Here is a 22,966-nt window from a genome sequence, read left to right on the forward strand (position 1 = left end):
GAAACAGATCGCTAGGATATGCTTCGTTACTTTTTTCACAACCCCTGCCCCGGTTTCACGTCTTTCAGTTCCATCGCCTTGGCCGGGTCGCGCATCATCTGGCCGATGATGTCCTGACGCTTGATGTCCTGACGGTGGCGCAGGGTCAGCACGATGGCTCCGATCATGGCCACCAGCAGGATCAGGCCCGCAAGCTGGAACAGAAGGAAGTATTGATCGTAAAGAATAACGCCCAGCGCCTCGGTGTTGTGGCGGTCCGCCGGGACCGGCTGAGCCAGATTGGCCGCAGCACCTTGCGCGCTGTCCCAAGCCCCAAAGGCCATGACAAACTGCATCAGGATGACCAGACCGATCAGCAAGGCCAGCGGCATATAGCGTGCCATCTCGGCCTTGAGCTCAGCAAAATCCACGTCCAGCATCATCACGACGAACAGGAACAGAACCGCGACCGCGCCGACATAGACGATGATCAGCAGCATCGCCACGAACTCAGCCCCCAGCAGCACAAACAATCCTGCCGCGGACAGGAAGGACAGGATCAACCACAGCACGGAATGCACCGGCTGGCGGCTGATCACCGTGAACAGCCCGCCGGTGATGGCGCTGATGGCGAACAGATAGAAGGCAAAGACGGTCATTGATCCTCATCCTCGTTATCGCCCATGACCTCTTGCGCCAATTCCAGCGCGCGGGTCATGGCCGGGATGCCGGCAAAGACCGACATCTGACCGATCGTTTCCACGATCTCTTGTTTCTTGGCACCGGCTTCCACAGCGTGGCGCACGGTCTGACGCACCGCCGCATCCGCCTGCGCGCCCTGACAGGTCAGCCCGGCCAGTGTCAGCAACAGGCGGGTCTTGGCATCCAACCCGTCTTTGTTGACGGTGTTGCCGAACATCATCTCCATGACTTCTTTCGGCATGGTCGGCCATAGAGTTTCGAACCCTTTGGGCGAGAAGCTCTCCATCGCAGGGTTCATCGCCTTGGCCATGTCCTGCGCCTGCTTCATCATCAGCTCAAACGGATTTGTCGGGGCGTCAGTCATCGGTACGGCGCGTCCATTTCCAGATTGCGGGCGATCTCGGCTTCCCAGCGCTCGCCGTTGTCGAGCAGTTTTTCCTTGTCGTAGAACAACTCTTCGCGGGTTTCCGTGGCGAATTCGAAATTCGGACCTTCGACGATGGCATCGACCGGGCAGGCCTCTTGGCAGAAACCGCAATAGATGCACTTGGTCATGTCGATGTCATAGCGCGTGGTACGGCGGCTGCCATCTTCGCGCGGTTCGGCGTCGATTGTAATGGCCTGTGCAGGGCAGATCGCCTCGCAGAGTTTGCAGGCAATACAGCGTTCTTCACCGTTGGGGTAACGACGCAGGGCGTGTTCACCGCGAAAACGCGGAGACAGAGGACCCTTTTCATGCGGGTAGTTCAGAGTGGCCTTCGGTGCGAAGAAGTACTTCAGTCCCAGCTTCATGCCGACCCAGAAGTCCTGTAGCAGGAAGTACTTGGCGGCGCGGGTGTAGTCGATTTGGGTCATGTCAGCCTCCTACGCTCCAGCGGGCGAATGCACCCCAGAACCAGTCGAATTTCGCCGCAAAGGCCACGAAGACTACCCAAGCCAGCGAGAAGGGCAGGAAGACTTTCCAACCCAGCCGCATCAGCTGGTCATAGCGGTAGCGCGGCGTGATCGCCTTGACCATTGCGAAGAGGAAGAAGAAGAACGCCATCTTCGCGACCATCCACAACACGCCGTCGGGCAGGCCCGGGATCGGGGACAGCCAGCCGCCGAAAAACAGCAGCGTGGTCAGCGCGCACATCAGGAAAATGGCGATATATTCGCCAGCCATGAACAACAGGAAAGGCGTGGCCGAGTATTCGACCTGATAGCCCGCGACCAGTTCGGATTCCGCCTCTGGCAGGTCAAACGGTGGGCGGTTGGTTTCGGCCAGCGCCGAGATGAAAAACAGGAAGACCATTGGGAAATGCGGCAACCAGTACCAGCTGAAGAACCCAAAGCGCCCGTCTTGCGCATGCACGATGTCACCGAAGTTCATCGACCCGGTCGACAGGATCACACCGATGATGATCAGACCAATCGAGACCTCGTAGGAAATCATCTGAGCAGCAGAGCGCAATGAGCCAAGGAAAGGGTACTTTGAGTTCGACGCCCACCCCCCCATGATCACGCCATAAACCTCCAACGAGGACACGGCGAAGACATACAGGATGGCGACATTTATATCCGACAGCACCCAGCCGTCGTTGAACGGAATCACGGCCCAGGCGATCATCGCCAGAACAAATGAGGTCAACGGCGCGAGGATAAAGACGGTGCGGTCTGCACCCGCTGGGATAACCACCTCTTTAACCACATATTTCAGCGCGTCGGCCACCGTTTGCAGCAGGCCATAGACGCCCACCACATTGGGGCCACGGCGCATCTGAACCGCCGCCCAGATCTTGCGGTCTCCATAGACAAGGAACAACAGCGAAATCATCACAAAGGCCACAACGGCAAGCACTTGTGCCAGAATGATGAGGGCTATTCCGCCTGGGGTGTTAAAGAATTCAGCCATTGGTCCTCACACCGTGGGTATTCCGTTTTCCGCACGAAATGCTAAGGCCATGTGCCTGCGCAAAGTGCGTCTGGGTCGGCGCGTTGGTGTAAACAGCATCTGCAGCCGCTACGCCACCCTTTTTATTCCGTTTCATAGGCAAAACAGGGGCGAGCCCCTGTCCGACCAGCACAGGGTCGAGATGCGATATGACAGAGTTTCGGTTCATTCCGCCGCGATCTTTTCGCCTTTGCGTGCCTGCGTCTGCGCCGATAGCTCAGCCATCAACTGCGAGGCCCGTGCAATCGGGTTGCTCAGGTAGAAGTCCTTGACGGTGTGACGGAAGCTCGCCTTGCCCAGAGGGCCGAGCTTCAGCGCCTGAACCTCGTTTTCGATCACCTCGTCGATACGGGCCAGATGCGGCACCGCCTCGATCAGCGCGGTGCGCAGTTGCGCCAGCGAGTCATAAGGCAGCGTCGCACCCAGTTCGGCAGACAAAGCGCGCAGGATCGCCCAGTTTTCCTTCGCCTCACCTGGTGCAAACCCGGCACGCATCGCCAGTTGCGGGCGGCCTTCGGTGTTCACGAACAGGCCGTTTTCCTCGGTATAGGCTGCGCCCGGCAGGATCACGTCGGCGCGGTGCGCACCTCGATCGCCATGGCTGCCCTGATAGATGACAAAGGCGCCGTCGCCGATTTCAACTTCATCGGCACCGAGATTATAGATCACATCCGCCGCGCTGATTGAATCCATGCCACCTTCGTTGGTGGCATCGACATCCATAGAACCAACACGTGAGGCGGCTGTGTGCAGGACAATCAAACCGCTTTCGGTATTCGCCGCAATGGTTTGCGCAGCGCCCAAAACCGCAGCGCCATCCGCTTCCTGCAATGCACCCTGACCAATGATGACCAACGAGCGTTTGCCCTTGACCTCATCATCTCCGCCCATATCCACCACCTGCTGCAATGCCGCACGATCATCGCCGACATGGTGGTAGTCATAGGTCAGATCGACAGCCGGGCCGACCACAGCAATCTCGGCCCCATGCGCCCAGGCTTTGCGAATGCGCGCGTTCAGCACCGGCGCCTCATCGCGCGGGTTGGTTCCGATCAGCAGAATGCGCTCGGCGCTGTCGATATCTTCGATCGCGGCGGTCCCGGCATAGGCCGCACGGTTGCCCGTTGGCAACTTGGCGCCATCGGTACGGCATTCGACAACCCCGCCCTGCCCTTCAATCATCTGCTTCAGAGCAAACGTAGCCTCGACCGGGGCCAAGTCGCCCACGATACCGGCGGGCTTTTCAGCCCCTTTCAACGCCTCGGCCGCTTTAGTCAACGCCTCGGGCCACGTCGCCGGGCGCAGCTTACCGTTTTCACGCAGGTATGGCTTGTCCAGCCGCTGACGACGCAGGCCGTCCCACACAAACCGCGTCTTATCACTGATCCATTCTTCGTTCACGCCATCATGATTGCGCGGCAAAAAGCGCATGACTTCGCGCCCTTTGGTATCCACGCGAATGTTCGAGCCCAAGGCATCCATCACGTCGATGCTTTCGGTCTTGGTCAGTTCCCAAGGGCGCGCGGTGAAAGCATAGGGTTTCGAGGTCAGCGCCCCGACGGGGCACAAGTCGATGATATTACCTTGCAGATTCGAATCTAGCGTCTGGTTCAGATATGACGTGATCTCGGCGTCTTCGCCCCGCCCGGTCTGACCCATCTGAGTGATCCCGGCCACTTCGGTTGTAAAGCGCACGCAGCGGGTGCAACTGATACAGCGGGTCATCGCGGTGCCAACCAGCGGACCCAGATCCAGATCATCGACCGCGCGCTTGGCTTCCTTAAACCGCGTGCCCGACATGCCATAAGCCATCGCCTGATCCTGCAGATCGCACTCGCCACCCTGATCGCAGATCGGGCAATCCAGTGGATGGTTGATCAGCAAGAACTCCATCACTCCTTCGCGGGCCTTCTTGACCATGGGCGAGTTGGTTTTGACCACCGGTGCCTGCCCTTCCGGCCCCGGACGAAGATCGCGCACCTGCATGGCACAAGAGGCCGCAGGTTTGGGCGGCCCCCCAACAACTTCGACCAGACACATCCGGCAGTTCCCAGCAATCGACAGACGCTCGTGATAGCAAAAGCGCGGCACTTCGACCCCGGCCTGTTCGCAGGCCTGAATCAGGGTCATCGCACCATCGACTTCGATTTCCTGTCCGTCGATGTTAACTTTGCGGAGGTCAGACATGATTTAAACTACCCTTTCAGGAATGTGCCGATAGCAGATTTTTTGGCGATTTCGCTTCGCCCTGCCGAGCACATCGTATCTGGAACGCCAATCACGATGCCGTTTCCTTGGATATAGCGAATAGCGTCGTCCTGTATCCGCTTCCGCGGCAAATTTCTTTCGAGATAGACAAAATCACTTTCCCGATACCCCTTGGCTTCTAGGTCGTCAGCTACCGTTTTCATGCTTTGCCTGATCTGCGAACGATTGAGCGACAAATTCGGACAACCGCCTGCAATCTGCTCTGCCATAGCGTTGGCAAAGGCCACATCATAGAGGCTCTGCGGAACCTGAGTACGAAACTGAGCGCGAGATGTGTCAGCGTCCAAAGCTTGGCTGGATGTTGACTCGCATCCAGCTAAGACCAAAAGCAAAACACCAGCAAAGCCCGTCATCAAAGCTCTGAAACCCATACTCAATTCGCCCTCAAATACACGCCGATGGCGCTGTTTCTTTCAATTTCCGCGCGACCAAGCGTACAGAAGGAATTCGGCCGGTCATACGACACGCCATTTTGGGCCAGATAGGCCTCGCCCTTGGCGCGCATCCGGTCTTTTTCTGCATCCGAATCGACATAGGAGCGGATTTCACTGTCGGAATAGCCCAACTGGTTCGCCTTCGACCGCAAGCCCCACATCACACCAATCGCCTTCATACGCCGTCCGCTGATGGAGGGGCAGTATTCCGAAATTTCGTTCGCGATTGCGATGTAATAGAGTTCGTTGTCGATCTCTTTGACTTCGCGCAAGGGAGGTTTAGCCAAAGCAACCGCGGGCAGTGTCAGCGCCGTTGCAACGGCAAGCATTTTGATACCAGACATGACAAATCCTTTCGTCTTGGAAAGACCAAGACGACGGAGGCCAGCATTGCTATGCAATAGCAATGGGCCTGTCACGGCGTGATATGCAAAAACCCGCTTCATGGACGGCGGCAGCTCCCGGCAAAGGTTAGTCTGTCATCGTTGATCTGAAGGTTTTGTGGTTCGGTATCCGGCCCGACCTTCCAGTCGATCCTGGAGGATCCGAAATTCGCGATGCAAAACTTGGTGCCCTCATAACGGCCAGCCTCGCGCGCACCATCCAATGAGGCAGATACTCCTTTGATCACAACCGTGAAATCCGAAGGAGACGCTTTTTTGTTGATGTGCTTTGCTTTGGCTCTGAACGACTTGCCATCGAATAGAATACGATCTTCCGAAGGCTTAATCAGCCCGCAGGCCGAAACCGCCGCCAACAGTAAAACTGCGCCGATGAAAGAAACATTCTTGGTTCTGGTCACAAGATCAACAGTTCGTTCAATCATTAAAACGCCGCCACCAATGCCATGATCCCCATCACGAACATGCAAAGCCAGGCAACCACGTAAAGAACCGAGCGCAAGCCAGAGTTCGGCTTACCCAGTCCACGCAGATGAACAAACAGCATTGCCAGACGCGAAACCAGTGCCACCGAGGCGAGCAAGTTTACCCAAAACGGGCTGACCCCCAACAAAATTGCCGCGATCGTCACCGCCGCAAAAGCAGGAAGCGTTTCAGTGCCGTTCAGATAGGCACGGTTCAACCGATAGGCCCTGTCTGAATAATCTTGCTCGGGCGTGGCGCCTGGCGCCAGCCCCTTACCCTGTTTGGCCATTGCCGAAAATGGGGCTAGGAACAGGACGACGAGGGTGAAGATCATCACCGATGCAAGTGCATGGCCATAGTCCGAGAATACTTCCATTTGAATCACTCCGCTGCCATCGCACCCGTGCGGCCCGATTTCTGGGCCTTGATGCGGTCTTCGATTTCTTCCCGGAAATTGCGGATCAGGCCCTGGATTGGCCAGGCTGCCGCATCACCGAGGGCACAGATCGTGTGGCCTTCGACCTGTTTGGTCACGTCAAACAGCATGTCGATCTCTTCCAACTCGGCCTCACCGCGCACAAGGCGATCCATGACGCGCATCATCCATCCGGTGCCTTCACGACACGGTGTGCACTGACCGCAGCTTTCATGTTTGTAAAACTTCGACAATCGCCAGATCGCTTTAATTATATCGGTGGATTTATCCATCACGATCACCGCAGCCGTACCCAGGCCCGAGCCCAGATCGTTGCGCAGGTGGTCAAAGTCCATGATCGCGTCGCGCATGTTCTCACCGCGCACACAGGGCACCGACGAACCACCCGGAATAACCGCCAGCAAATTGTCCCAGCCGCCGCGAATGCCGCCGCAATGGGTTTCGATCAGCTGTTCAAACGGAATCGACATCGCCTCTTCAACGACGCAAGGATTGTTCACATGGCCCGAGATCGCAAACAGCTTGGTGCCCGCGTTGTTCTGACGGCCAAAGCCTGCGAACCAGTCGGCCCCGCGACGCAAGATCGTCGGCACTACCGCAATGGATTCCACATTGTTCACCGTGGTTGGGCACCCATACAAACCTGCGCCCGCCGGGAACGGCGGCTTCATCCGCGGCATGCCCTTTTTGCCCTCAAGGCTTTCGATCAGGGCAGTTTCTTCACCACAGATATAGGCGCCCGCCCCGTGATGCAGGAACAGATCGAAGTCCCAGCCTGACCCAGCGGCGTTCTTGCCCAACAAACCGGCGTCATAGGCTTCGTCAATCGCGGCCTGCAGCGCCTCACGCTCGCGGATGTATTCACCGCGCAGGTAGATATAGCAAGTATGCGCATTCATCGCGAAAGAGGCGATCAGGCAGCCTTCGATAAGCGTATGCGGATCGTGGCGCATGATTTCACGGTCTTTGCAGGTGCCAGGCTCGGATTCATCCGCATTTACCACCAGATAGGACGGGCGACCGTCACTTTCCTTGGGCATGAAGGACCACTTCAGACCGGTTGGAAAACCCGCGCCGCCCCGGCCGCGCAGCCCTGAATCCTTCATCGTCTGGATGATCCAGTCGCGCCCGTTGCCGATCAGGCCAGCGGTGCCGTCCCAATGCCCCCGGGCCTGTGCACCGCGCAATGTACGCTCATGCATCCCGTAGATGTTGGTAAAGATCCTGTCCTGATCCTTCAGCATCATGTGTTACCTTCAGCTGTCCTGACGCATGCGCCAGAGTTGAAAAATGTTGACGCCCGCATAGATGAACCCGGCCAGCGCGGCAAAATCAAACAGCAGCGCATAGCGTCCCGGCAGTTCCATCGCAGGGCCAATGAACATGGTCATGGCAAGCCAGACCATCATGGTCACGGCGATGACCACTCCGATATGTCGACCCTTGCGGGCCATGGCCTGTTCCTTGTCCTTGTCCATCTTGTCCTAAATGCCCAGAGCGGGCACACATCCTAGTCTTCGTATGTACCGTCGTCCTTGGCCCGCTTGGCGAACTCGGTTTCTTCACCCGCCGCCAGCTTGGTGGCCTGATCAATCCAGCCGTCTCTCTCGATCCGGCCTTTGAACTTCAACCGCGCATCAACCCAGGCAACCTGCTCGGGCGTCCATTTGGCGATCTGATCATAATGATAGAAGCCCAGCTCGTTCAGCGTCTTCTCAAGCTTAGGCCCGACACCTTTAAGCAGCTTCAGATCGTCCGACTTGCCGTCCCGCGCACCCGAAAGCGTATCGGGCTGGTCTTCTTTGACCGCCTTCGCCTCAGCCGCTTGTTTCACCGCGGGTTTGGCCGGTGCGGGGGCCTTGGGAGGATTCGGAGCAGCCTTTGTCGCCGCTGCCTTGCCATCCTTGCCCAGCCATGGCGTCAGGATCGGAACCTCGGTCCCGTCGATGCGTTTGACGGTATCCCCCAGTTCAGTCGCCAACTGAACGCTGGCATTATACTGGGTTCGGCCGCTGTCATACTCTGTCAGGCTGGTCAGTCCCTTCAAGGGCTCTGCCGCATAGCGCCCGTTCTGAGGGCCCGGCGTCGGCACTTTGCCAGCGGCCAGATCGTCGATGATCTTGCCAAAACCCTCGGCGGTCAGGTCTTCGTAATAGTCCTTGCCGATCTGCGCCATCGGCGCGTTGGTGCAAGAGCCCAGGCATTCGACCTCTTCCCAGCTGAGCTTGCCATCGGCGGACAAAGCATGCGGCTTGGCGGCGATCTTGTCCTTGCAGACCGCAATCAAATCCTCGGCCCCGCAGATCATGCAGGACGTGGTCCCGCACACCTGAATATGCGCCACCGAGCCAACCGGTTGCAGTTGGAACATGAAGTAGAAAGACGCAACCTCCAGCACGCGGATATAGGCCATGCCCAGCATGTCGGCGACAGATTCAATCGCCGGACGGCTCAGCCATCCCTCCTGCTCCTGCGCGCGCCACAGCAGAGGGATCACCGCACTGGCCTGACGCCCTTCGGGGTACTTGGTAATCTGCGCTTCGGCCCATTGCTGGTTGGCAGTGGTAAAGGCGAAACTTTCTGGTTGTTCGGCGTGGAGGCGGCGAAGCATCAATTGGATCCAATCTGTTTTTTGCAAGCCGCTCTTATGGCCTTAGCAGCCGTCGACCAATCTTCGATCCAAGAATCCATCGTGTTGCGGTCAGACGGAGTTCTATCATCTGTTATCAGATACATTGCTACTATCGCACTTCTGATCTTACTAATCTCACCCTCCAACTCTTTGTCTGCCAATAACAAAAGCCGGTGCTCAAGCGGACTCACAGCAATTGCCCCTTCAACTGCCGCGTCCAAATAGGCATCAACCAAGTCAGGTCCGCCCTCATGTTGCTTATTGAACCATTCAACATCTTCCAGACTTGCATTGGTCCATGATCGGAACGACACCAAAGTGTCCTCTACCTGAAACAGATATGCAGAACACGCATCTATCAGACGTTCGTGTCTTGCTTCGTTAACGTAGTTACCAAACGTTTCTCTGGTATATTTGGTCTGAAATGCCGATGCACCGGCAGCTATGCAGGCCGCCACAGCCGAAACGACTGCAACGCCGAGGCTAATTCTTTCGCCGAGAGAACTCACCGATCAATCTCCCCAAACACAACATCCATCGTCCCGATAATCGCGGCGACGTCGGCCAGTTGGTGACCTCCGGCGATGTGGTCCATAGCTTGCAGGTGCAGGAAACCCGGCGCGCGCAGTTTGGCCCTGTAAGGCTTGTTGGTGCCATCGGCGACCAGATAGACGCCGAATTCGCCCTTCGGGGCCTCGACGGCGGCATAGACCTCACCCGCGGGCACGTGGAAGCCTTCGGTGTACAGTTTGAAGTGATGGATCAGACTTTCCATCGAGGTCTTCATGTCCGAGCGTTTCGGCGGGGTGATCTTGCCGCGGGCCAGAACGTCACCGGGGCATTCGCGGATTTTGGCGATGGCTTGACGGATGATCAGCAAGGACTGGCGCATCTCTTCCATGCGGCAGAGATAGCGGTCATAGCAGTCACCGTTCTTACCGACAGGGATCTGGAACTCGAACTCATCATAGCATTCATAGGGCTGCGCGCGGCGCAAATCCCAGGCCAGCCCCGATCCGCGTACCATCACGCCCGAGAAACCGTATTTCTGGATATCATCCTCGGTCACCACGCCAATATCGGCGTTGCGCTGTTTGAAGATGCGGTTTTCGGTCAGCAGACCATCAATGTCGTCGAGAATGGTAGGGAATTCGTGGCTCCACGCCTCGATATCGTCCAGCAGTTCCGGCGGCAGGTCCTGATGCACACCGCCGGGGCGGAAATAGGCCGCGTGCAGACGTGCTCCGCAGGCGCGTTCATAGAACACCATCAGCTTTTCGCGCTCTTCAAACCCCCAGAGCGGCGGGGTCAGCGCGCCCACATCCATCGCCTGCGTGGTCACGTTCAGCAGATGGTTCAGGATGCGCCCGATCTCGGAATACAGCACCCGGATCAATGAGCCGCGGCGCGGCACCTCAACTCCGGTCAGCTTTTCAATGGCCAGACACCAGGCATGTTCCTGGTTCATCGGCGCAACGTAGTCGAGACGATCGAAATACGGCAGGTTCTGCAGATACGTCCGGCTTTCCATCAGCTTTTCGGTGCCACGGTGCAGCAGGCCGATATGCGGGTCGCAACGTTCGACAATCTCGCCGTCCAGCTCAAGCACCAGACGCAAAACTCCGTGTGCCGCAGGATGTTGCGGGCCGAAGTTAATGTTGAAATTGCGGATCTTCTGTTCTCCGCTCAGCGCGTCCGTGCTGCCGTCCTCATATCTTGAGCCGTCCATCATAGTTTCTCTCTTCGCTTTCGGCTGATCATTAGCCCCGCGATAAAACACATCACTGGTCCCGCGAAATTTGGCATAAACGCTATGAGAGCCAGCCAAACGGGAAACTTCAACTCACGCAGCATGACCGCCGCACCAAGGACGCTAGTCAGACTAAACGCCCAGAGCAGCCAAGGATTATAGTAGTCAAAGTTCCAAAACGACTGGATCAGAATTGCCGGGTCCATTACCGCCGTCCCCGCGTGTTCTTTTTTGCTTCGGCCCGAACCCGGACCTTTTCGGCCTCGGCCGCCTTGGCTGCAGCCCCCGCCAGAAGGACCCCCAGCGCACCCAGCACGATCAGTTCCCCCAGCATCATCATCTCAGCGGCGCTCCAGCTCTTGCAGTTTCAGCCCGACCCACCACAGCAACGCGATCGTGCCAAAGGGGATCAGACAGAGCAGGCACCAGTATTTGTTAATCCCGAAGAACGGCAATATCTTCACCATCGGGATGATGGTCAGTGCAGATAGGATCAGCCACCAGATGCCACCCATTATTCGCTCTCCTGTTTCTCATCGCCGGGCAGGATGTAATTCGCACCCTCCCACGGAGACATGAAATCAAACTGACGGTATTCCTGCACCAGATTGACCGGCTCATAGACCACACGCTTTTGCGCCTCGTCATAACGGACCTCGGTATAACCGGTGGTCGGGAAATCCTTGCGCAGCGGATAGCCACGAAAGCCATAGTCGGTCAGGATTCGCCGCAGATCAGGATGGCCCGAGAAAAGGATGCCGAACATATCGAACACCTCGCGCTCGAACCAGTTGGCCGAAGGGTGAACGTCGACAATCGACGGCACCATGTCATCCTCACGGATCGACACGCGCAGGCGGATACGCTGGTTCTGGTACATCGACAGGAAGTGATAGACCACATCGAACCGCTTGGCCCGTTCGGGATAGTCAACGGCTGTGATGTCCACCAGGGTCGAAAACTTGCAACTGGCATCGCCCTTCAGGAATTCGATAAATTCCACAAGATTCGACGGGGCCACGTCCACGTTCAACTCATCATGGGTGACATCCCAGGACAGAACGCAATCGGTCCGTTTGAGTTCCAGCTGCGCGCCGAGTTCTTTGAGTGCTTCGCTCATTGCCCTCTCCTCAGCGTACAATGGTGCCGGTGCGGCGGATTTTGCGCTGCAGCTGCATCAGACCATACAACAGCGCCTCAGCCGTCGGAGGGCAACCGGGCACGTAGATATCGACCGGCACAATGCGGTCACAGCCGCGCACAACAGAATAGGAATAATGGTAATACCCGCCGCCGTTGGCGCAGGATCCCATCGAGATCACATAGCGCGGCTCGGGCATCTGGTCATAGACCTTACGCAGCGCAGGCGCCATTTTGTTGGTCAGCGTTCCGGCCACAATCATCACATCCGACTGACGTGGGGACGCGCGTGGCGCGATACCAAACCGTTCTGCATCATAACGCGGCATCGAGGTGTGCATCATCTCAACTGCGCAACAGGCCAGCCCGAAGGTCATCCAGTGCAACGACCCGGTTCGGGCCCAGTTGATGATGTCCTCCGTCGAGGTCAGCAGAAAGCCTTTGTCCTGCAGCTCGGCATTCAGGGCCTGGGTGGCGACTTCTTTGTCGACGCCGGCGGTGTTTGCACCTGTCATCACTCCCATTCCAGGGCCCCCTTCTTCCATTCATAGGCAAAGCCGATGGTCAGAACGCCCAGGAACACCATCATGGACCAGAATCCGACATCGCTGATGTCTTTGAAAGCCACGGCCCAAGGGAACAGGAACGCAATTTCCAGATCGAAGATGATGAAAAGAATCGCGACCAGATAGAATCGGACGTCGAATTTCATCCGCGCATCGTCGAAGGCGTTGAAGCCGCATTCATAAGCGCTGACCTTTTCAGGGTCGGGATTGCGGACGGCCAGCACCACAGCGGCAAGAATCAAGACGATTCCAAGGCCCGCAGCGACGACCAGAAACACCAGGATCGGGAGGTACTCCCGCAGCAGGTCTTCCACGAATAGCTCCTTTCCTGCGCGTGCCCCGTAGGGGAGCGCCGTCAATTAGCGTGTTGACTGGACATTCTCTATCCGCGCGGGGTCAGAGGGTCAACCAAACACAACCGCATGGCACCCTAATATTCCGTTTCATTCCAGCCGAACTTCGATCCGTGAAACGCACAGACCGACAGAACGTAAACCTAACTATTCCATACAGGTTTTCGCTTGTCGAAGAATGCGCTGATTCCCTCATGCGCCTCGTCGGTTTCCCAGCGCGCAACCAGCGCCCGGATCGTTTGGTCGATAACGGGATCGTCAACACGCGGCCCCAGACTATGGACCAAGGCCTTGGCCGAGGCCACCGCACCAGGCGCACATGACAAATAAGGTTCAACCTCGGCCTCGACAGCGTCCGCCAGATCTTCTGCTGAGGCCGTTTTGGCCAATAGGCCCAAATTGACGGCCTCGGCCGCGTAAAACAATCGGGCCGACATAAAGACCCGCCGCGCACGTGCCGCCCCCATCCGAGCGACAACATAGGGGCCGATGGTGGCCGGGATCAGGCCCAGTCGCGTCTCGGTCAAGCCCATTTTCAGGGTCTCGACACCTATTGCCACGTCGCAGACGGCGGCAAGGCCCACGCCGCCACCAAAGGCGTTGCCCTGTAACGCTCCGATCAGCGGTTTGGGCATCACGTTCAACGCCTGCAACATCTCGGCCAGCTTTCGCGCCTCGACAAAGCGTGTCTCAGGATCCGCCGCCATCTGGTCTTGCATCCAGCCCAGATCCCCACCGGCACAAAAGCTTTTGCCTGCTCCGGTCAGAACGACGACGCGCACAGTGCCATCGCCGCCCAACTGCACCGCCGCTTGTGTCAGTTCCCGGATCATCTGCGCGGACATCGCATTATGCTTTTCGGGGCGGTTCAGCGTCAGGGTTGCAACGCCACGTGGATCAACCGTGACCGAGATCGTTTCAAACATCGCCTACTCCGCCCTCATGGCCAGTGCCATTTGTGCCGCTTGTTCCACGATCCCCAGATCAAGTCCCGTTTCGTATCCAAGACGCTCTAGATGCGCGACCACGGCTTCGGTGGCCACGTTCCCTGCGGCGCCGGGTGCATAGGGGCAACCGCCCAGCCCCCCGACTGCTGAGTCAAATGTCCGCACGCCCAGCGCCAATGCAGCGTCGATATTGTCGATGGCCCGACCATTGGTGTCGTGGAAATGTCCCGCCAAGCGGGTAACAGGCACCGTCTCACGCACCGCCAGAAGCATATGGGCGATAGTGTCCGGTGTTCCTTGCCCGATCGTATCTCCCAGCGATACCTCATAGCAACCCAGCGCAAATAGTGTGTCCGCAATCTCGGCCACCTTCTCGGGTGGGGTCGGACCATCATAGGGGCAGTCGGTCACGCAGGACACGTAACCGCGCACCGGCAGGTCAATATGGCGCGCAGCCTCTAGGATCGGTTTGAACCTCTCAATGGATTCGGCGATGGTCGCGTTGAGATTGGCCTTCGAGAACCCTTCCGAGGCAGATGCGAATACGGCAATCTCATCCGCTTTGGCAGACAAGGCGTCCTCGTACCCGCGCATATTCGGCGTCAGCGCCGCATAGCGCACCTTACCAACCCGCTGGATCCCGGCCAGAACATCGGCACTGCCAGCCATCTGGGGCACCCATTTCGGAGACACAAAACTGGCAACTTCGATCCGATTGAAGCCCGCCTTGCTCAGGCAATCGATCAGAGCGACCTTCTCGGCAACAGGAATTTCCCGCAGTTCGTTCTGCAGCCCATCACGTGGCCCTACTTCAAAAATGTCGACCCGTTCACCCATAGCTTTCGCCTCCCGTTATGCCGTGTTGTCCCGACTGTGCCACGTTGCGGCGCAGCGGGACAGATCATTCCTCCTCCAGCCGGACCAGCGCCGCGCCGGCCTCGACCTGAGCGCCCGTTTCCGCCAGCACCTCGGCGATCACGCCATCACGGGCAGCCAGCAAGGAATGTTCCATTTTCATCGCTTCCAGAATGGCCAGTCGATCACCCTCTGAAACGGCTTGCCCTACGGTGGCGAACATGGCCTTGACCAGACCGGGCATCGGCGCCTCGACCACATTGGTATCACCCAAGGCGCTTGCATCGCGATCCAGCGGATCGACATGCTCAAACACTTGCCCATAGTCATCGAATACTGTGATTGTCGCACCAGCCAGTGCCACGGGCGGCATCGGGCGGTCATCAATGTACCAGCCTCCATTGCGCCGTTGCGCCAGAACCGTTGTGTCCTTGATCTGCCAGACCTGCCGGTCAGGTCCTTCGACCTGTACGTCTAGATCAATGAGCTCGCTATCGCACTTCAACTGGACGGCCCGGTGCAGCGGCGCCCACAGGCTGAAACCCGTGTCGGGCCCGGTCTCGACCAGATCAAGCGCCGTCATGGCTGCTGCAACAATCAAGCGCGCGCCCGCATCAGAAGTTCGGACCAGCCCGTCGATATCCCGACCGATCAGCCCGGTATCGACATCGCCCGCCGCAAATCCGGGGTGCCGGGTCAGCGCGCCAAGAAACGAGAGATTCGTGACCGTCCCGGCAACCTCGGTCCGCCGCAGAACCCGGTGCAGGTTTTCCAGCGCCACTGCACGCGTCGGGCCATGCACCACGACCTTGGCAATCATCGGATCGTACCAGGGGCTGATTGTATCGCCGGACCGCACTCCGCTATCGGCGCGGCATTCCGCAGGAAAGCGCAGATGTGTCAGCGTACCTGTGGCGGGCAGAAACCCTTTGGGCACGTCCTCGGCGTAAAGCCGTGCTTCGAAGGCATGCCCGTTGATCGTCAGGTCATCCTGCGTTTTTGGCAACGCTTCACCCGAAGCGACTCGCAACTGCCATTCGACCAGATCAACGCCGGTAATCGCCTCGGTCACGGGGTGTTCCACCTGCAAACGCGTGTTCATCTCCATGAACCAGAACCGATCCGGGCGCAGCCCGTCCGATGCATCGACGATGAACTCAACCGTGCCTGCGCCCTTGTAGCCAATCGCCTCGGCGGCGCGCACGCCCGCCTGCCCCATGGCCTCACGCATTTCAACCGTCATTCCGGGCGCCGGAGCTTCTTCGATCACCTTCTGGTGCCGCCGCTGCAGCGAACAATCGCGTTCGAACAGATGCACCGCCTGGGTGCCATCGCCGAACACCTGCACCTCGATATGCCGGGGCTTGGAAACGAATTTTTCGACCAGAACGGCATCGTTGCCAAAGGCGGTTTTCGCCTCTCCCCGCGCACTGTCTAGAGCCTCAGTAAAGTCTTCGGGGTGCTCTACCAGCCGCATCCCCTTGCCGCCGCCCCCCGCAACGGCTTTGATCAGCACTGGATAGCCGATAGTCTGGGCCGCGCCCGCCAGATGATCAGGGTCTTGGTTATCGCCGTGATAACCCGGAACCACGGGCACGCCCGCCTGCTCCATCAACACTTTTGCCGCGTCTTTGAGGCCCATCTTGCGGATCGCATCCGCCGAGGGCCCGATAAAGATCAGACCCGCAGCCTCAACCGCGTCAACGAAACCGGGGTTTTCAGACAGAAACCCATAGCCGGGGTGGATCGCCTGCGCGCCTGTATCCAACGCTGCCTGAATGATCACATCACCCTTTAAATAGCTGTCCGCCGGGGCCGCTCCACCGATATGCACCGCCTCATCCGCCATTTGCACATGCTTGGCCGAGGCGTCCGCGTCCGAATACACTGCAACACAGGACACACCCATTTTCTGAGCCGTTTCCACCACCCGACAGGCAATCTCGCCCCGGTTAGCAATCAAGATTTTGCTGAACATGGCTTACCCCTCAACCCCGAGATCTTCGACAAGTCGGAACCGCTCGCAGAGCAATTCCATTTCGGGATCAAACCCGCCGTTTCGCTCGAAATACCGGCGGTGATCTTCGCGCCATCCTTCAAGCGTCTCATTCTCGCCCTCGGCCAGCGCAAAATCCTCGGTCACATCGCAATATCGGCAGGTCGTTACCTCAATCGTTTCGATCACCAGCGCGGGACGGCCATCCCAGTCCAAAGCGATATCGCGCCGCCCAACGACCGGAGTATCAGCACTGCCTTCGGGATAGTCTCGCAAAGCACCGCAGGTTGCTGTTTTCCTTCCTGCACGCACTAAGGCCAAAAGTTCTGCGCTCAACGTTGCGTTGTCACCAAACTTGAAAGTCTGAGCACCCGGATAGCGGGCCATGACATCATTCAAAGAAACGTTCATCTTACATCCTGAACACGCCGAAACGTGTCTCCTTAATCGGGGCATTCAGGGCGGCACTCAGCGACAAGGCCAGAACATCGCGACTTTTGCGCGGGTCGATGATGCCATCATCCCATAGGCGCGCCGAGGCATAGAGTGGGTGAGATTGTTCCTCGAACATATCCAATGTTGGGCGCTTGAATTCGATCTCTTCCTCAGCCGACCAGCTGCCACCCTGCCGCTCGATCCCGTCTCGTTTGACGGTGGCCAGCACGCCCGCCGCCTGCTCGCCCCCCATTACGGAAATACGCGAGTTCGGCCAAGTCCACAGGAACCTCGGCTGATAGGCCCGCCCGGCCATGCCATAGTTCCCGGCCCCGAACGAGCCGCCCACCAGCATGGTGATCTTGGGTACCGAGGTCGTAGCAACGGCTGTCACCATCTTTGCCCCGTGCCGCGCGATGCCTTCGTTTTCGTATTTGCGGCCCACCATAAAGCCGGTGATATTTTGCAGGAAGACCAGTGGGATTTTGCGTTGCGAACACAGCTCGACAAAATGCGCGCCCTTTTGGGCCGCCTCGGAAAACAGTACGCCGTTGTTGGCGATGATCCCGACAGGACAACCTTTGACATGGGCAAATCCGGTCACCAGCGTCTCACCAAAGCGCGGTTTGAATTCGTCGAACCGAGAGCCATCGACAAGCCGCGCGATCACCTCGCGGATATCATAGGGCGTGCGCAGGTCGGCGGGAACAACGCCCAGAATTTCCTCGGGGTCATAAGCCGGGTCTTCGGGGCTGGCCCAATCCACGGTCTGCGGTTTGCGCAGATTCAGAGAACCCACCGCTTGCCGCGCCAAGGCCAGCGCGTGGGCGTCGTCCTCAGCCAGGTAATCGGCCACGCCGGACAGACGGGTATGGACGTCGCCACCGCCCAGATTCTCGGCGCTGACAACCTCTCCGGTCGCGGCTTTGACCAAGGGCGGACCGGCCAGAAAGATCGTGCCCTGATCTTTGACGATGATCGTCACATCCGACATCGCGGGCACATAGGCCCCGCCCGCCGTACACGAACCCATGACCACCGCGATCTGAGGGATTCCTTTGGCACTCATTCGGGCCTGATTATAGAAGATGCGGCCAAAGTGGTCGCGGTCGGGAAAGACCTCATCCTGGTTGGGCAGGTTCGCCCCGCCGCTGTCGACCAGATAGATACAGGGGAGTTGGCTTTCCTCGGCAATCTCCTGCGCGCGCAGGTGTTTCTTGACCGACATCGGATAATAAGTGCCGCCCTTCACGGTGGCGTCGTTGCAAACCACCATGACCTCGCGCCCCTGCACCCGGCCAATGCCCGCAATCACACCAGCGCTTGGCGCGGCATCACCATACATCCCATGCGCCGCCGTCGCGCCGATTTCCAGAAACGGGGACCCTGGATCCAGCAGGTTCGCAACCCGGCGCCGGGGCAGCATCTTGCCCCGCGATTCATGCCGCGCGCGGGATTTTTCACCACCGCCCAGACGGGCCGCTTCGGCAGCGGCAGAGATTTGCGCCAGCGCGTCGAGATGGGCCGCGCGGTTTGCCTTGAAACCCTCAGAGGTGGGTATGGCTTTTGATGTGAGTTTCATCTTATTCCCCTAGCGCCTGTCTCAATCGCGAAAAGTCGGGTTGGCCCTGCATTGAAATGCGCCATGTATCAAACCTTGGGTTCGGATATTCTTGATTTCTGACTTTCGAGCGCCCATTCATCCAAATACTCCGATGTCCTGCATTTTTTCCAGAGGAAGTGGTCACGCAGTTCTTTATGAAATCCGCTGACGACATTAGCCACATTTCGTCGAGACGTTCTGAATAGAACAAAAAGTAATAACCATCTCGTTCCTTCGGATGAGACTGCCCGACGCCGAACAAAGCGGAAGAACCAAATTTCACCTGACCCGAACGTGCTTTGATTTGCAGGTCGATCTTTTGTCCTGCTCTGCCTCGGATGATCGCGTCAATGCCATCATCATCGACAAGCGGTACAAATACATCGAAGCCATCTTTTAGCAGCAGCCCGATAACCCAATATTCGATGCGCTTTCCAAATGACGCGGAGTTTCTGAAACTCATCTTCTGACCTCCAACGCCGCCTGCGCCTTCAATTCCTTCCGGATCACTTTCCCCGTCACAGTCATCGGCAGTTCCTCCAGAAACGCCACCTCGCGCGGATAGGAATACTGCGCCAGACGGTCTTTGACCCAATCCTGCAACTCTCGCTCCGCAACCGTGGCTCCCGGTTTCAACACGACATAGGCCTTCACGATTTCGGTCCGCAACGGATCGGGCTTGCCGACCACACCAACTGTCGCCACCGCCGGGTGGGTCAGTAGGCAATCCTCGATCTCGGCGGGGCCGATGCGATACCCGGCGGAAGTGATCACATCGTCATCGCGGCCAACAAAACGTAAGTACTCACCCTCCCACACGCCGCGATCCCCAGTGATCAGCCAATCGCCGCGGAACTTCTCGGCCGTGGCCTCAGGCCGGTTCCAGTATTCCAGCAGCATCGAGGCCGAGCCTCGGCGGATGGCCACGTCACCCTCTTGATCTGTGGGCTGGCCATCCTGGTCGATCACTGCAACTTCATGCCCCGGAACCGGTTTACCGATGCAACCCGGGCGCACGGGAAAATCCTGAGCGCAGGAAGACACCACCATGTTGCATTCGGTCTGGCCGTAGAATTCGTTGATCGTCAGGCCGAACGCCTGCTTCCCCCATTCCAACATCTCGGCACCCAGCGGCTCCCCTCCGGAAGCGACCGAGCGCAGACCGGGGATCGCCTGATCCGTGGCCTTGAGCATCCGCAATGCGGTAGGCGGAAAGAACACGTTCCGTACCCCGCCACGTGCGATCACATCCGCACAGGCCTCGGGGGTGAATTTCTCGAGCCGGGCCGCGCCCACCGGAATGCCCAGCGCCAGCCCTGGCATCAACACATCGAACAACCCGCCAATCCATGCCCAGTCGGCGGGCGTCCACAGAAAGTCACCTTCGCGCAGATGGTTGTGGCTGATCGAGACCCCCGGCAAATGGCCGGTCAAAACCCGATGCCCATGCAGCGCGCCTTTGGGGCTGCCCGTGGTGCCGGAAGTATAGATCAGAACTGCCGGATCCTCGGGGCCGGTATCGGCAAAGGGCACCGGATCATCAGACGGAGCTATCTGATCGACCCGAACCGGTACGGCCAAATCCCCCAGCAGTGCAGCACCCTCTGCGTCTGTCAACACCAGTTGCGCCCCTGCATCCACGACACGCGAGGCCAGCGCGTCATGTTTGAACAATTTAAACAAAGGCACCGAAATCGCGCCGATCTTCCAGATCGCAAGATGCGCCGCCGCGCAGCCGGGTGACTGGCTGAGCAGTACTCCAACGCGATCCCCAGGCCGCACCCGATCGAGCAAGGCGAGTGCGATGTCATCGGCCAAGCGTCCGAGTTGTGCAAACGTGACGACCTTGCCCTCACCCCCGGTCAGATCGATGATCGCCGTCTGCTCTGGGGGCTGTTCCAAGCATTGCCGCGCCATGTTCAACCGGTCCGGCAGGTCCCAGCCCCCACCCTGATGCAAACCAGGTATGCCTTCAGCGGGACACATTGCCGAAACCCTTTGTTTTTCTAGGTCTTTTCTGAATCGAGCCACCAAAGACGGTCACGGGAATTTGATGCAGATCAGAGTCGGCGGGCTCTGCTTCATGCAAAACCCGGTCATCAACAAATCCAAAGGCCGTAAAATGACCAAGAAACTCGCCGCTTTGACCCTTTCGACCGCGCTCGTCGCGTTTTCTGCGCCCGTTTTCGCCCAAAATCAGGGCGACTGGACCGTTGGTGTCGGTGTCGGCTATCTCGACCCGAAATCCGACAATGGGTCCCTCGCCGGGCTGGATGCAGATGTCGATTCCGACACACGCCCGATCTTTACTGCCGAGTATTTCGTTCGGGATAATCTGGGTATCGAGCTGCTGGCCGCCACACCGTTCAGCCATGAGGTCACACTGGGTGGCAGCCTCGACGCAGGGACCGTCAAACACCTGCCGCCCACACTGTCGCTGAACTATCACTTCCCGACCAACTCGGTCTGGAAACCCTATGTCGGCGCGGGCATCAACTATACCATCTTCTTCGACGAAAAATCGGCTCTGGGTGATCTCGAACTCGACAACTCGGTCGGCCTCGCACTCCAGGCCGGTCTGGATTATATGGTCACCGAAAAAGGCGCTGTTCGTCTGAACGTTCGCTGGTTCGATATCGACTCGGATGTCACACTGAACGGTGCCGATATCGGCACCGCTGAAATCGATCCTTGGCTGGTCGGCGTATCCTACGTTCACCGCTTCTGATCCTTTACACAGAACGCCCTGCCGTTACCTCGTCGGCGGGGCGTTTTTTTTGCTCAGAGCATTTCGTTCATCAGTTCCCGTCCGATAAGCATCCGGCGGATTTCGCTGGTGCCGGCTCCGATTTCCATCAGCTTGGCGTCGCGGAATATGCGGCTGACCGGCGAATCCGACAGGAACCCCGCGCCGCCCATAGCCTGAACTGCCTGATGGGCCTGCGTCATGGCCTGTTCCGAAGCATACAGACAGCACGCTGCCGCATCTTGCCGGGTCACATCCCCACGGTCACAGGCCTTGGCGACCTCGTAGACATAAGCCCGGGCTGAATTCATGGCCGTGTACATGTCTGCAATCTTGCCTTGCATCAGCTGAAAGCTGCCAATCGGTTTGCCGAATTGCTTGCGCTCGGCCAAATACGGCATGACTTCGTCCAGACAGGCGGCCATGATTCCGGTTCCGATCCCGGCGAGCACAACGCGTTCGTAGTCCAGCCCTGACATCAGAACCGCGACACCCTTACCCTCTTCGCCCAGAACATTTTCAAAGGGCACCTCGACGTCATCAAAAATCAATTCCGCCGTGTTTGATCCGCGCATGCCCAGCTTGTCGAAATGGGGCGACGTGGAAAAGCCCGTCATCTCTCTTTCGACCAGAAAGGCGGTGATCCCTTTGGATCCAGCATCAGGATCCGTCTTGGCGTAAACGACCAGAGTATCCGCGTCCGGCCCGTTCGTGATCCAGTACTTGCTTCCGTTCAGCCGGTAGTGGTCGTTGCGCTTTTCCGCCTTCAGCTTCATCGAAACGACGTCTGATCCGGCGGACGCCTCAGACATGGCCAGCGCGCCCACATGTTCGCCGGAAATCAACCGAGGCAGATATTTCGCCTTTTGCTCTGGGCTGCCGTTCAGCTTGATCTGATTGACGCACAGGTTTGAATGCGCCCCGTATGACAATGAGATTGAGGCAGAGGCCCGCGCCACTTCTTCGACCGCGACGGTATGGGCCAGATAGGACATGGCCGCGCCACCATATTCCTCGGACACTGTAATTCCCAGCAGGCCCAATTCGCCCATCTCGCGCCAAAGCTCATTGGGAAACGCGTTCGAGGCATCGACCTTCGCGGCCATCGGCTTCACCCGCTCTTGCGCCCAGCGATGCACCATTTCACGCAGTGCGTTCACATCTTCACCCAGATCGAATTGCATGGCCGCCGTGAACATCGAACTCTCCCAGTAAATGAACGATTGTTCAAATAACCTGCCATGACCATGAACCCGGGTCAAGCGCTGACCGAAAAAGGTTCACCCGCGAGCCGATCCGGAGCGTCACAAATTCACCATACTCGA

The 22,966-nt window shown here is 58.2% G+C and carries 28 protein-coding genes; 1 reads left to right on the forward strand and 27 read right to left on the reverse strand.

Annotated features, from left to right (window positions below; genetic code table 11):
• Positions 1 to 35: 35 nt before the first annotated feature.
• The 26 genes from AC2FJ5_RS09225 to AC2FJ5_RS09350 all read right to left on the reverse strand — a co-directional run bounded on the left by AC2FJ5_RS09225 (position 36) and on the right by AC2FJ5_RS09350 (position 20,881).
• Positions 36 to 638, reverse strand: a complete 603-nt coding sequence (locus AC2FJ5_RS09225) for an NADH-quinone oxidoreductase subunit J (protein WP_039534292.1) — start codon at positions 636 to 638, stop codon at positions 36 to 38.
• Positions 635 to 1,045, reverse strand: coding sequence for a carboxymuconolactone decarboxylase family protein (locus tag AC2FJ5_RS09230; RefSeq protein WP_142634878.1), 411 nt, complete (start codon positions 1,043 to 1,045; stop codon positions 635 to 637). The genes AC2FJ5_RS09225 and AC2FJ5_RS09230 overlap by 4 nt, the downstream gene beginning before the upstream one ends.
• On the reverse strand, positions 1,042 to 1,536 hold the full coding sequence (nuoI, locus tag AC2FJ5_RS09235) for an NADH-quinone oxidoreductase subunit NuoI (protein ID WP_037307839.1): 495 nt from the start codon (positions 1,534 to 1,536) through the stop codon (positions 1,042 to 1,044). Before nuoI ends, AC2FJ5_RS09230 begins: the two co-directional genes overlap by 4 nt.
• A gap of 1 nt (position 1,537) precedes the next feature.
• Positions 1,538 to 2,575 (reverse strand): NADH-quinone oxidoreductase subunit NuoH, encoded by a 1,038-nt coding sequence (gene nuoH, locus AC2FJ5_RS09240; protein ID WP_496690845.1) that lies wholly within the window; start codon positions 2,573 to 2,575, stop codon positions 1,538 to 1,540.
• Positions 2,576 to 2,779: 204 nt separating this feature from the next.
• Positions 2,780 to 4,801, reverse strand: a complete 2,022-nt coding sequence (gene nuoG / locus AC2FJ5_RS09245; protein ID WP_496793172.1) for an NADH-quinone oxidoreductase subunit NuoG — start codon at positions 4,799 to 4,801, stop codon at positions 2,780 to 2,782.
• Between the two features lie 8 nt (positions 4,802 to 4,809).
• Positions 4,810 to 5,235, reverse strand: coding sequence for a DUF5333 family protein (locus AC2FJ5_RS09250; protein ID WP_271950187.1), 426 nt, complete (start codon positions 5,233 to 5,235; stop codon positions 4,810 to 4,812).
• Between the two features lie 20 nt (positions 5,236 to 5,255).
• On the reverse strand, positions 5,256 to 5,660 hold the full coding sequence (locus AC2FJ5_RS09255) for a DUF5333 domain-containing protein (RefSeq protein WP_271950189.1): 405 nt from the start codon (positions 5,658 to 5,660) through the stop codon (positions 5,256 to 5,258).
• 98 nt (positions 5,661 to 5,758) lie between these two features.
• Positions 5,759 to 6,142: a hypothetical protein gene (locus AC2FJ5_RS09260; RefSeq protein ID WP_496690849.1), complete on the reverse strand. Its 384-nt coding sequence runs from the start codon at positions 6,140 to 6,142 to the stop codon at positions 5,759 to 5,761.
• Positions 6,142 to 6,558: an MAPEG family protein gene (locus tag AC2FJ5_RS09265; RefSeq protein WP_142634887.1), complete on the reverse strand. Its 417-nt coding sequence runs from the start codon at positions 6,556 to 6,558 to the stop codon at positions 6,142 to 6,144. Before AC2FJ5_RS09265 ends, AC2FJ5_RS09260 begins: the two co-directional genes overlap by 1 nt.
• 5 nt (positions 6,559 to 6,563) lie before the next feature.
• Entirely contained in the window at positions 6,564 to 7,862 is a 1,299-nt protein-coding gene (nuoF, locus tag AC2FJ5_RS09270; protein WP_142635179.1) for an NADH-quinone oxidoreductase subunit NuoF, read from the reverse strand.
• A 12-nt stretch (positions 7,863 to 7,874) separates the two neighbouring features.
• Positions 7,875 to 8,096, reverse strand: a complete 222-nt coding sequence (locus tag AC2FJ5_RS09275; RefSeq protein ID WP_496793174.1) for a DUF5337 domain-containing protein — start codon at positions 8,094 to 8,096, stop codon at positions 7,875 to 7,877.
• A 32-nt stretch (positions 8,097 to 8,128) separates the two neighbouring features.
• Entirely contained in the window at positions 8,129 to 9,229 is a 1,101-nt protein-coding gene (gene nuoE / locus AC2FJ5_RS09280) for an NADH-quinone oxidoreductase subunit NuoE (protein WP_496793176.1), read from the reverse strand.
• Entirely contained in the window at positions 9,229 to 9,759 is a 531-nt protein-coding gene (locus tag AC2FJ5_RS09285; RefSeq protein WP_496793177.1) for a hypothetical protein, read from the reverse strand. The genes nuoE and AC2FJ5_RS09285 overlap by 1 nt, the downstream gene beginning before the upstream one ends.
• Positions 9,756 to 10,982 (reverse strand): NADH-quinone oxidoreductase subunit D, encoded by a 1,227-nt coding sequence (locus AC2FJ5_RS09290; RefSeq protein WP_496793179.1) that lies wholly within the window; start codon positions 10,980 to 10,982, stop codon positions 9,756 to 9,758. The genes AC2FJ5_RS09285 and AC2FJ5_RS09290 overlap by 4 nt, the downstream gene beginning before the upstream one ends.
• 223 nt (positions 10,983 to 11,205) lie before the next feature.
• Positions 11,206 to 11,334, reverse strand: a complete 129-nt coding sequence (locus AC2FJ5_RS09295; protein ID WP_496793180.1) for a hypothetical protein — start codon at positions 11,332 to 11,334, stop codon at positions 11,206 to 11,208.
• Between the two features lie 7 nt (positions 11,335 to 11,341).
• Positions 11,342 to 11,515, reverse strand: a complete 174-nt coding sequence (locus tag AC2FJ5_RS09300) for a hypothetical protein (RefSeq protein ID WP_170433422.1) — start codon at positions 11,513 to 11,515, stop codon at positions 11,342 to 11,344.
• Positions 11,515 to 12,120: an NADH-quinone oxidoreductase subunit C gene (locus AC2FJ5_RS09305; RefSeq protein WP_271950203.1), complete on the reverse strand. Its 606-nt coding sequence runs from the start codon at positions 12,118 to 12,120 to the stop codon at positions 11,515 to 11,517. Before AC2FJ5_RS09305 ends, AC2FJ5_RS09300 begins: the two co-directional genes overlap by 1 nt.
• A 10-nt stretch (positions 12,121 to 12,130) precedes the next feature.
• Entirely contained in the window at positions 12,131 to 12,664 is a 534-nt protein-coding gene (locus tag AC2FJ5_RS09310) for a NuoB/complex I 20 kDa subunit family protein (protein WP_037307875.1), read from the reverse strand.
• Positions 12,655 to 13,020 (reverse strand): NADH-quinone oxidoreductase subunit A, encoded by a 366-nt coding sequence (locus tag AC2FJ5_RS09315; protein ID WP_496690852.1) that lies wholly within the window; start codon positions 13,018 to 13,020, stop codon positions 12,655 to 12,657. The genes AC2FJ5_RS09310 and AC2FJ5_RS09315 overlap by 10 nt, the downstream gene beginning before the upstream one ends.
• Before the next feature lie 182 nt (positions 13,021 to 13,202).
• Complete coding sequence (locus tag AC2FJ5_RS09320; protein ID WP_496793182.1) at positions 13,203 to 13,985, reverse strand: crotonase/enoyl-CoA hydratase family protein; 783 nt, start codon at positions 13,983 to 13,985, stop codon at positions 13,203 to 13,205.
• A 3-nt stretch (positions 13,986 to 13,988) separates the two neighbouring features.
• Positions 13,989 to 14,843, reverse strand: a complete 855-nt coding sequence (locus AC2FJ5_RS09325; RefSeq protein WP_496701735.1) for a hydroxymethylglutaryl-CoA lyase — start codon at positions 14,841 to 14,843, stop codon at positions 13,989 to 13,991.
• Between the two features lie 64 nt (positions 14,844 to 14,907).
• Positions 14,908 to 16,839, reverse strand: a complete 1,932-nt coding sequence (locus AC2FJ5_RS09330) for an acetyl/propionyl/methylcrotonyl-CoA carboxylase subunit alpha (protein WP_496793183.1) — start codon at positions 16,837 to 16,839, stop codon at positions 14,908 to 14,910.
• Positions 16,840 to 16,842: 3 nt separating this feature from the next.
• On the reverse strand, positions 16,843 to 17,268 hold the full coding sequence (locus AC2FJ5_RS09335; RefSeq protein WP_496690855.1) for an ASCH domain-containing protein: 426 nt from the start codon (positions 17,266 to 17,268) through the stop codon (positions 16,843 to 16,845).
• A 1-nt stretch (position 17,269) separates the two neighbouring features.
• A complete protein-coding gene (locus tag AC2FJ5_RS09340) occupies positions 17,270 to 18,874 on the reverse strand; it encodes a carboxyl transferase domain-containing protein (RefSeq protein WP_496793185.1) in 1,605 nt (534 codons plus the stop codon).
• 1 nt (position 18,875) lies between these two features.
• On the reverse strand, positions 18,876 to 19,358 hold the full coding sequence (locus AC2FJ5_RS09345; RefSeq protein ID WP_281994878.1) for a DUF4365 domain-containing protein: 483 nt from the start codon (positions 19,356 to 19,358) through the stop codon (positions 18,876 to 18,878).
• Entirely contained in the window at positions 19,355 to 20,881 is a 1,527-nt protein-coding gene (locus tag AC2FJ5_RS09350; RefSeq protein ID WP_496793186.1) for an AMP-binding protein, read from the reverse strand. Before AC2FJ5_RS09350 ends, AC2FJ5_RS09345 begins: the two co-directional genes overlap by 4 nt.
• A gap of 136 nt (positions 20,882 to 21,017) precedes the next feature.
• Here AC2FJ5_RS09350 and AC2FJ5_RS09355 point away from each other — a divergent pair, with 136 nt between their 5' ends.
• Positions 21,018 to 21,623: an OmpW/AlkL family protein gene (locus AC2FJ5_RS09355; protein WP_496793355.1), complete on the forward strand. Its 606-nt coding sequence runs from the start codon at positions 21,018 to 21,020 to the stop codon at positions 21,621 to 21,623.
• Positions 21,624 to 21,676: 53 nt separating this feature from the next.
• Here AC2FJ5_RS09355 and AC2FJ5_RS09360 read toward each other — a convergent pair whose 3' ends face one another.
• Positions 21,677 to 22,840 carry an isovaleryl-CoA dehydrogenase gene (locus tag AC2FJ5_RS09360; RefSeq protein ID WP_496793187.1) on the reverse strand — a complete coding sequence of 388 codons (1,164 nt, stop codon included), beginning with the start codon at positions 22,838 to 22,840 and terminating at the stop codon, positions 21,677 to 21,679.
• Positions 22,841 to 22,966: the final 126 nt, after the last annotated feature.

Source organism: Ruegeria sp. CDSA221, from assembly GCF_059611825.1.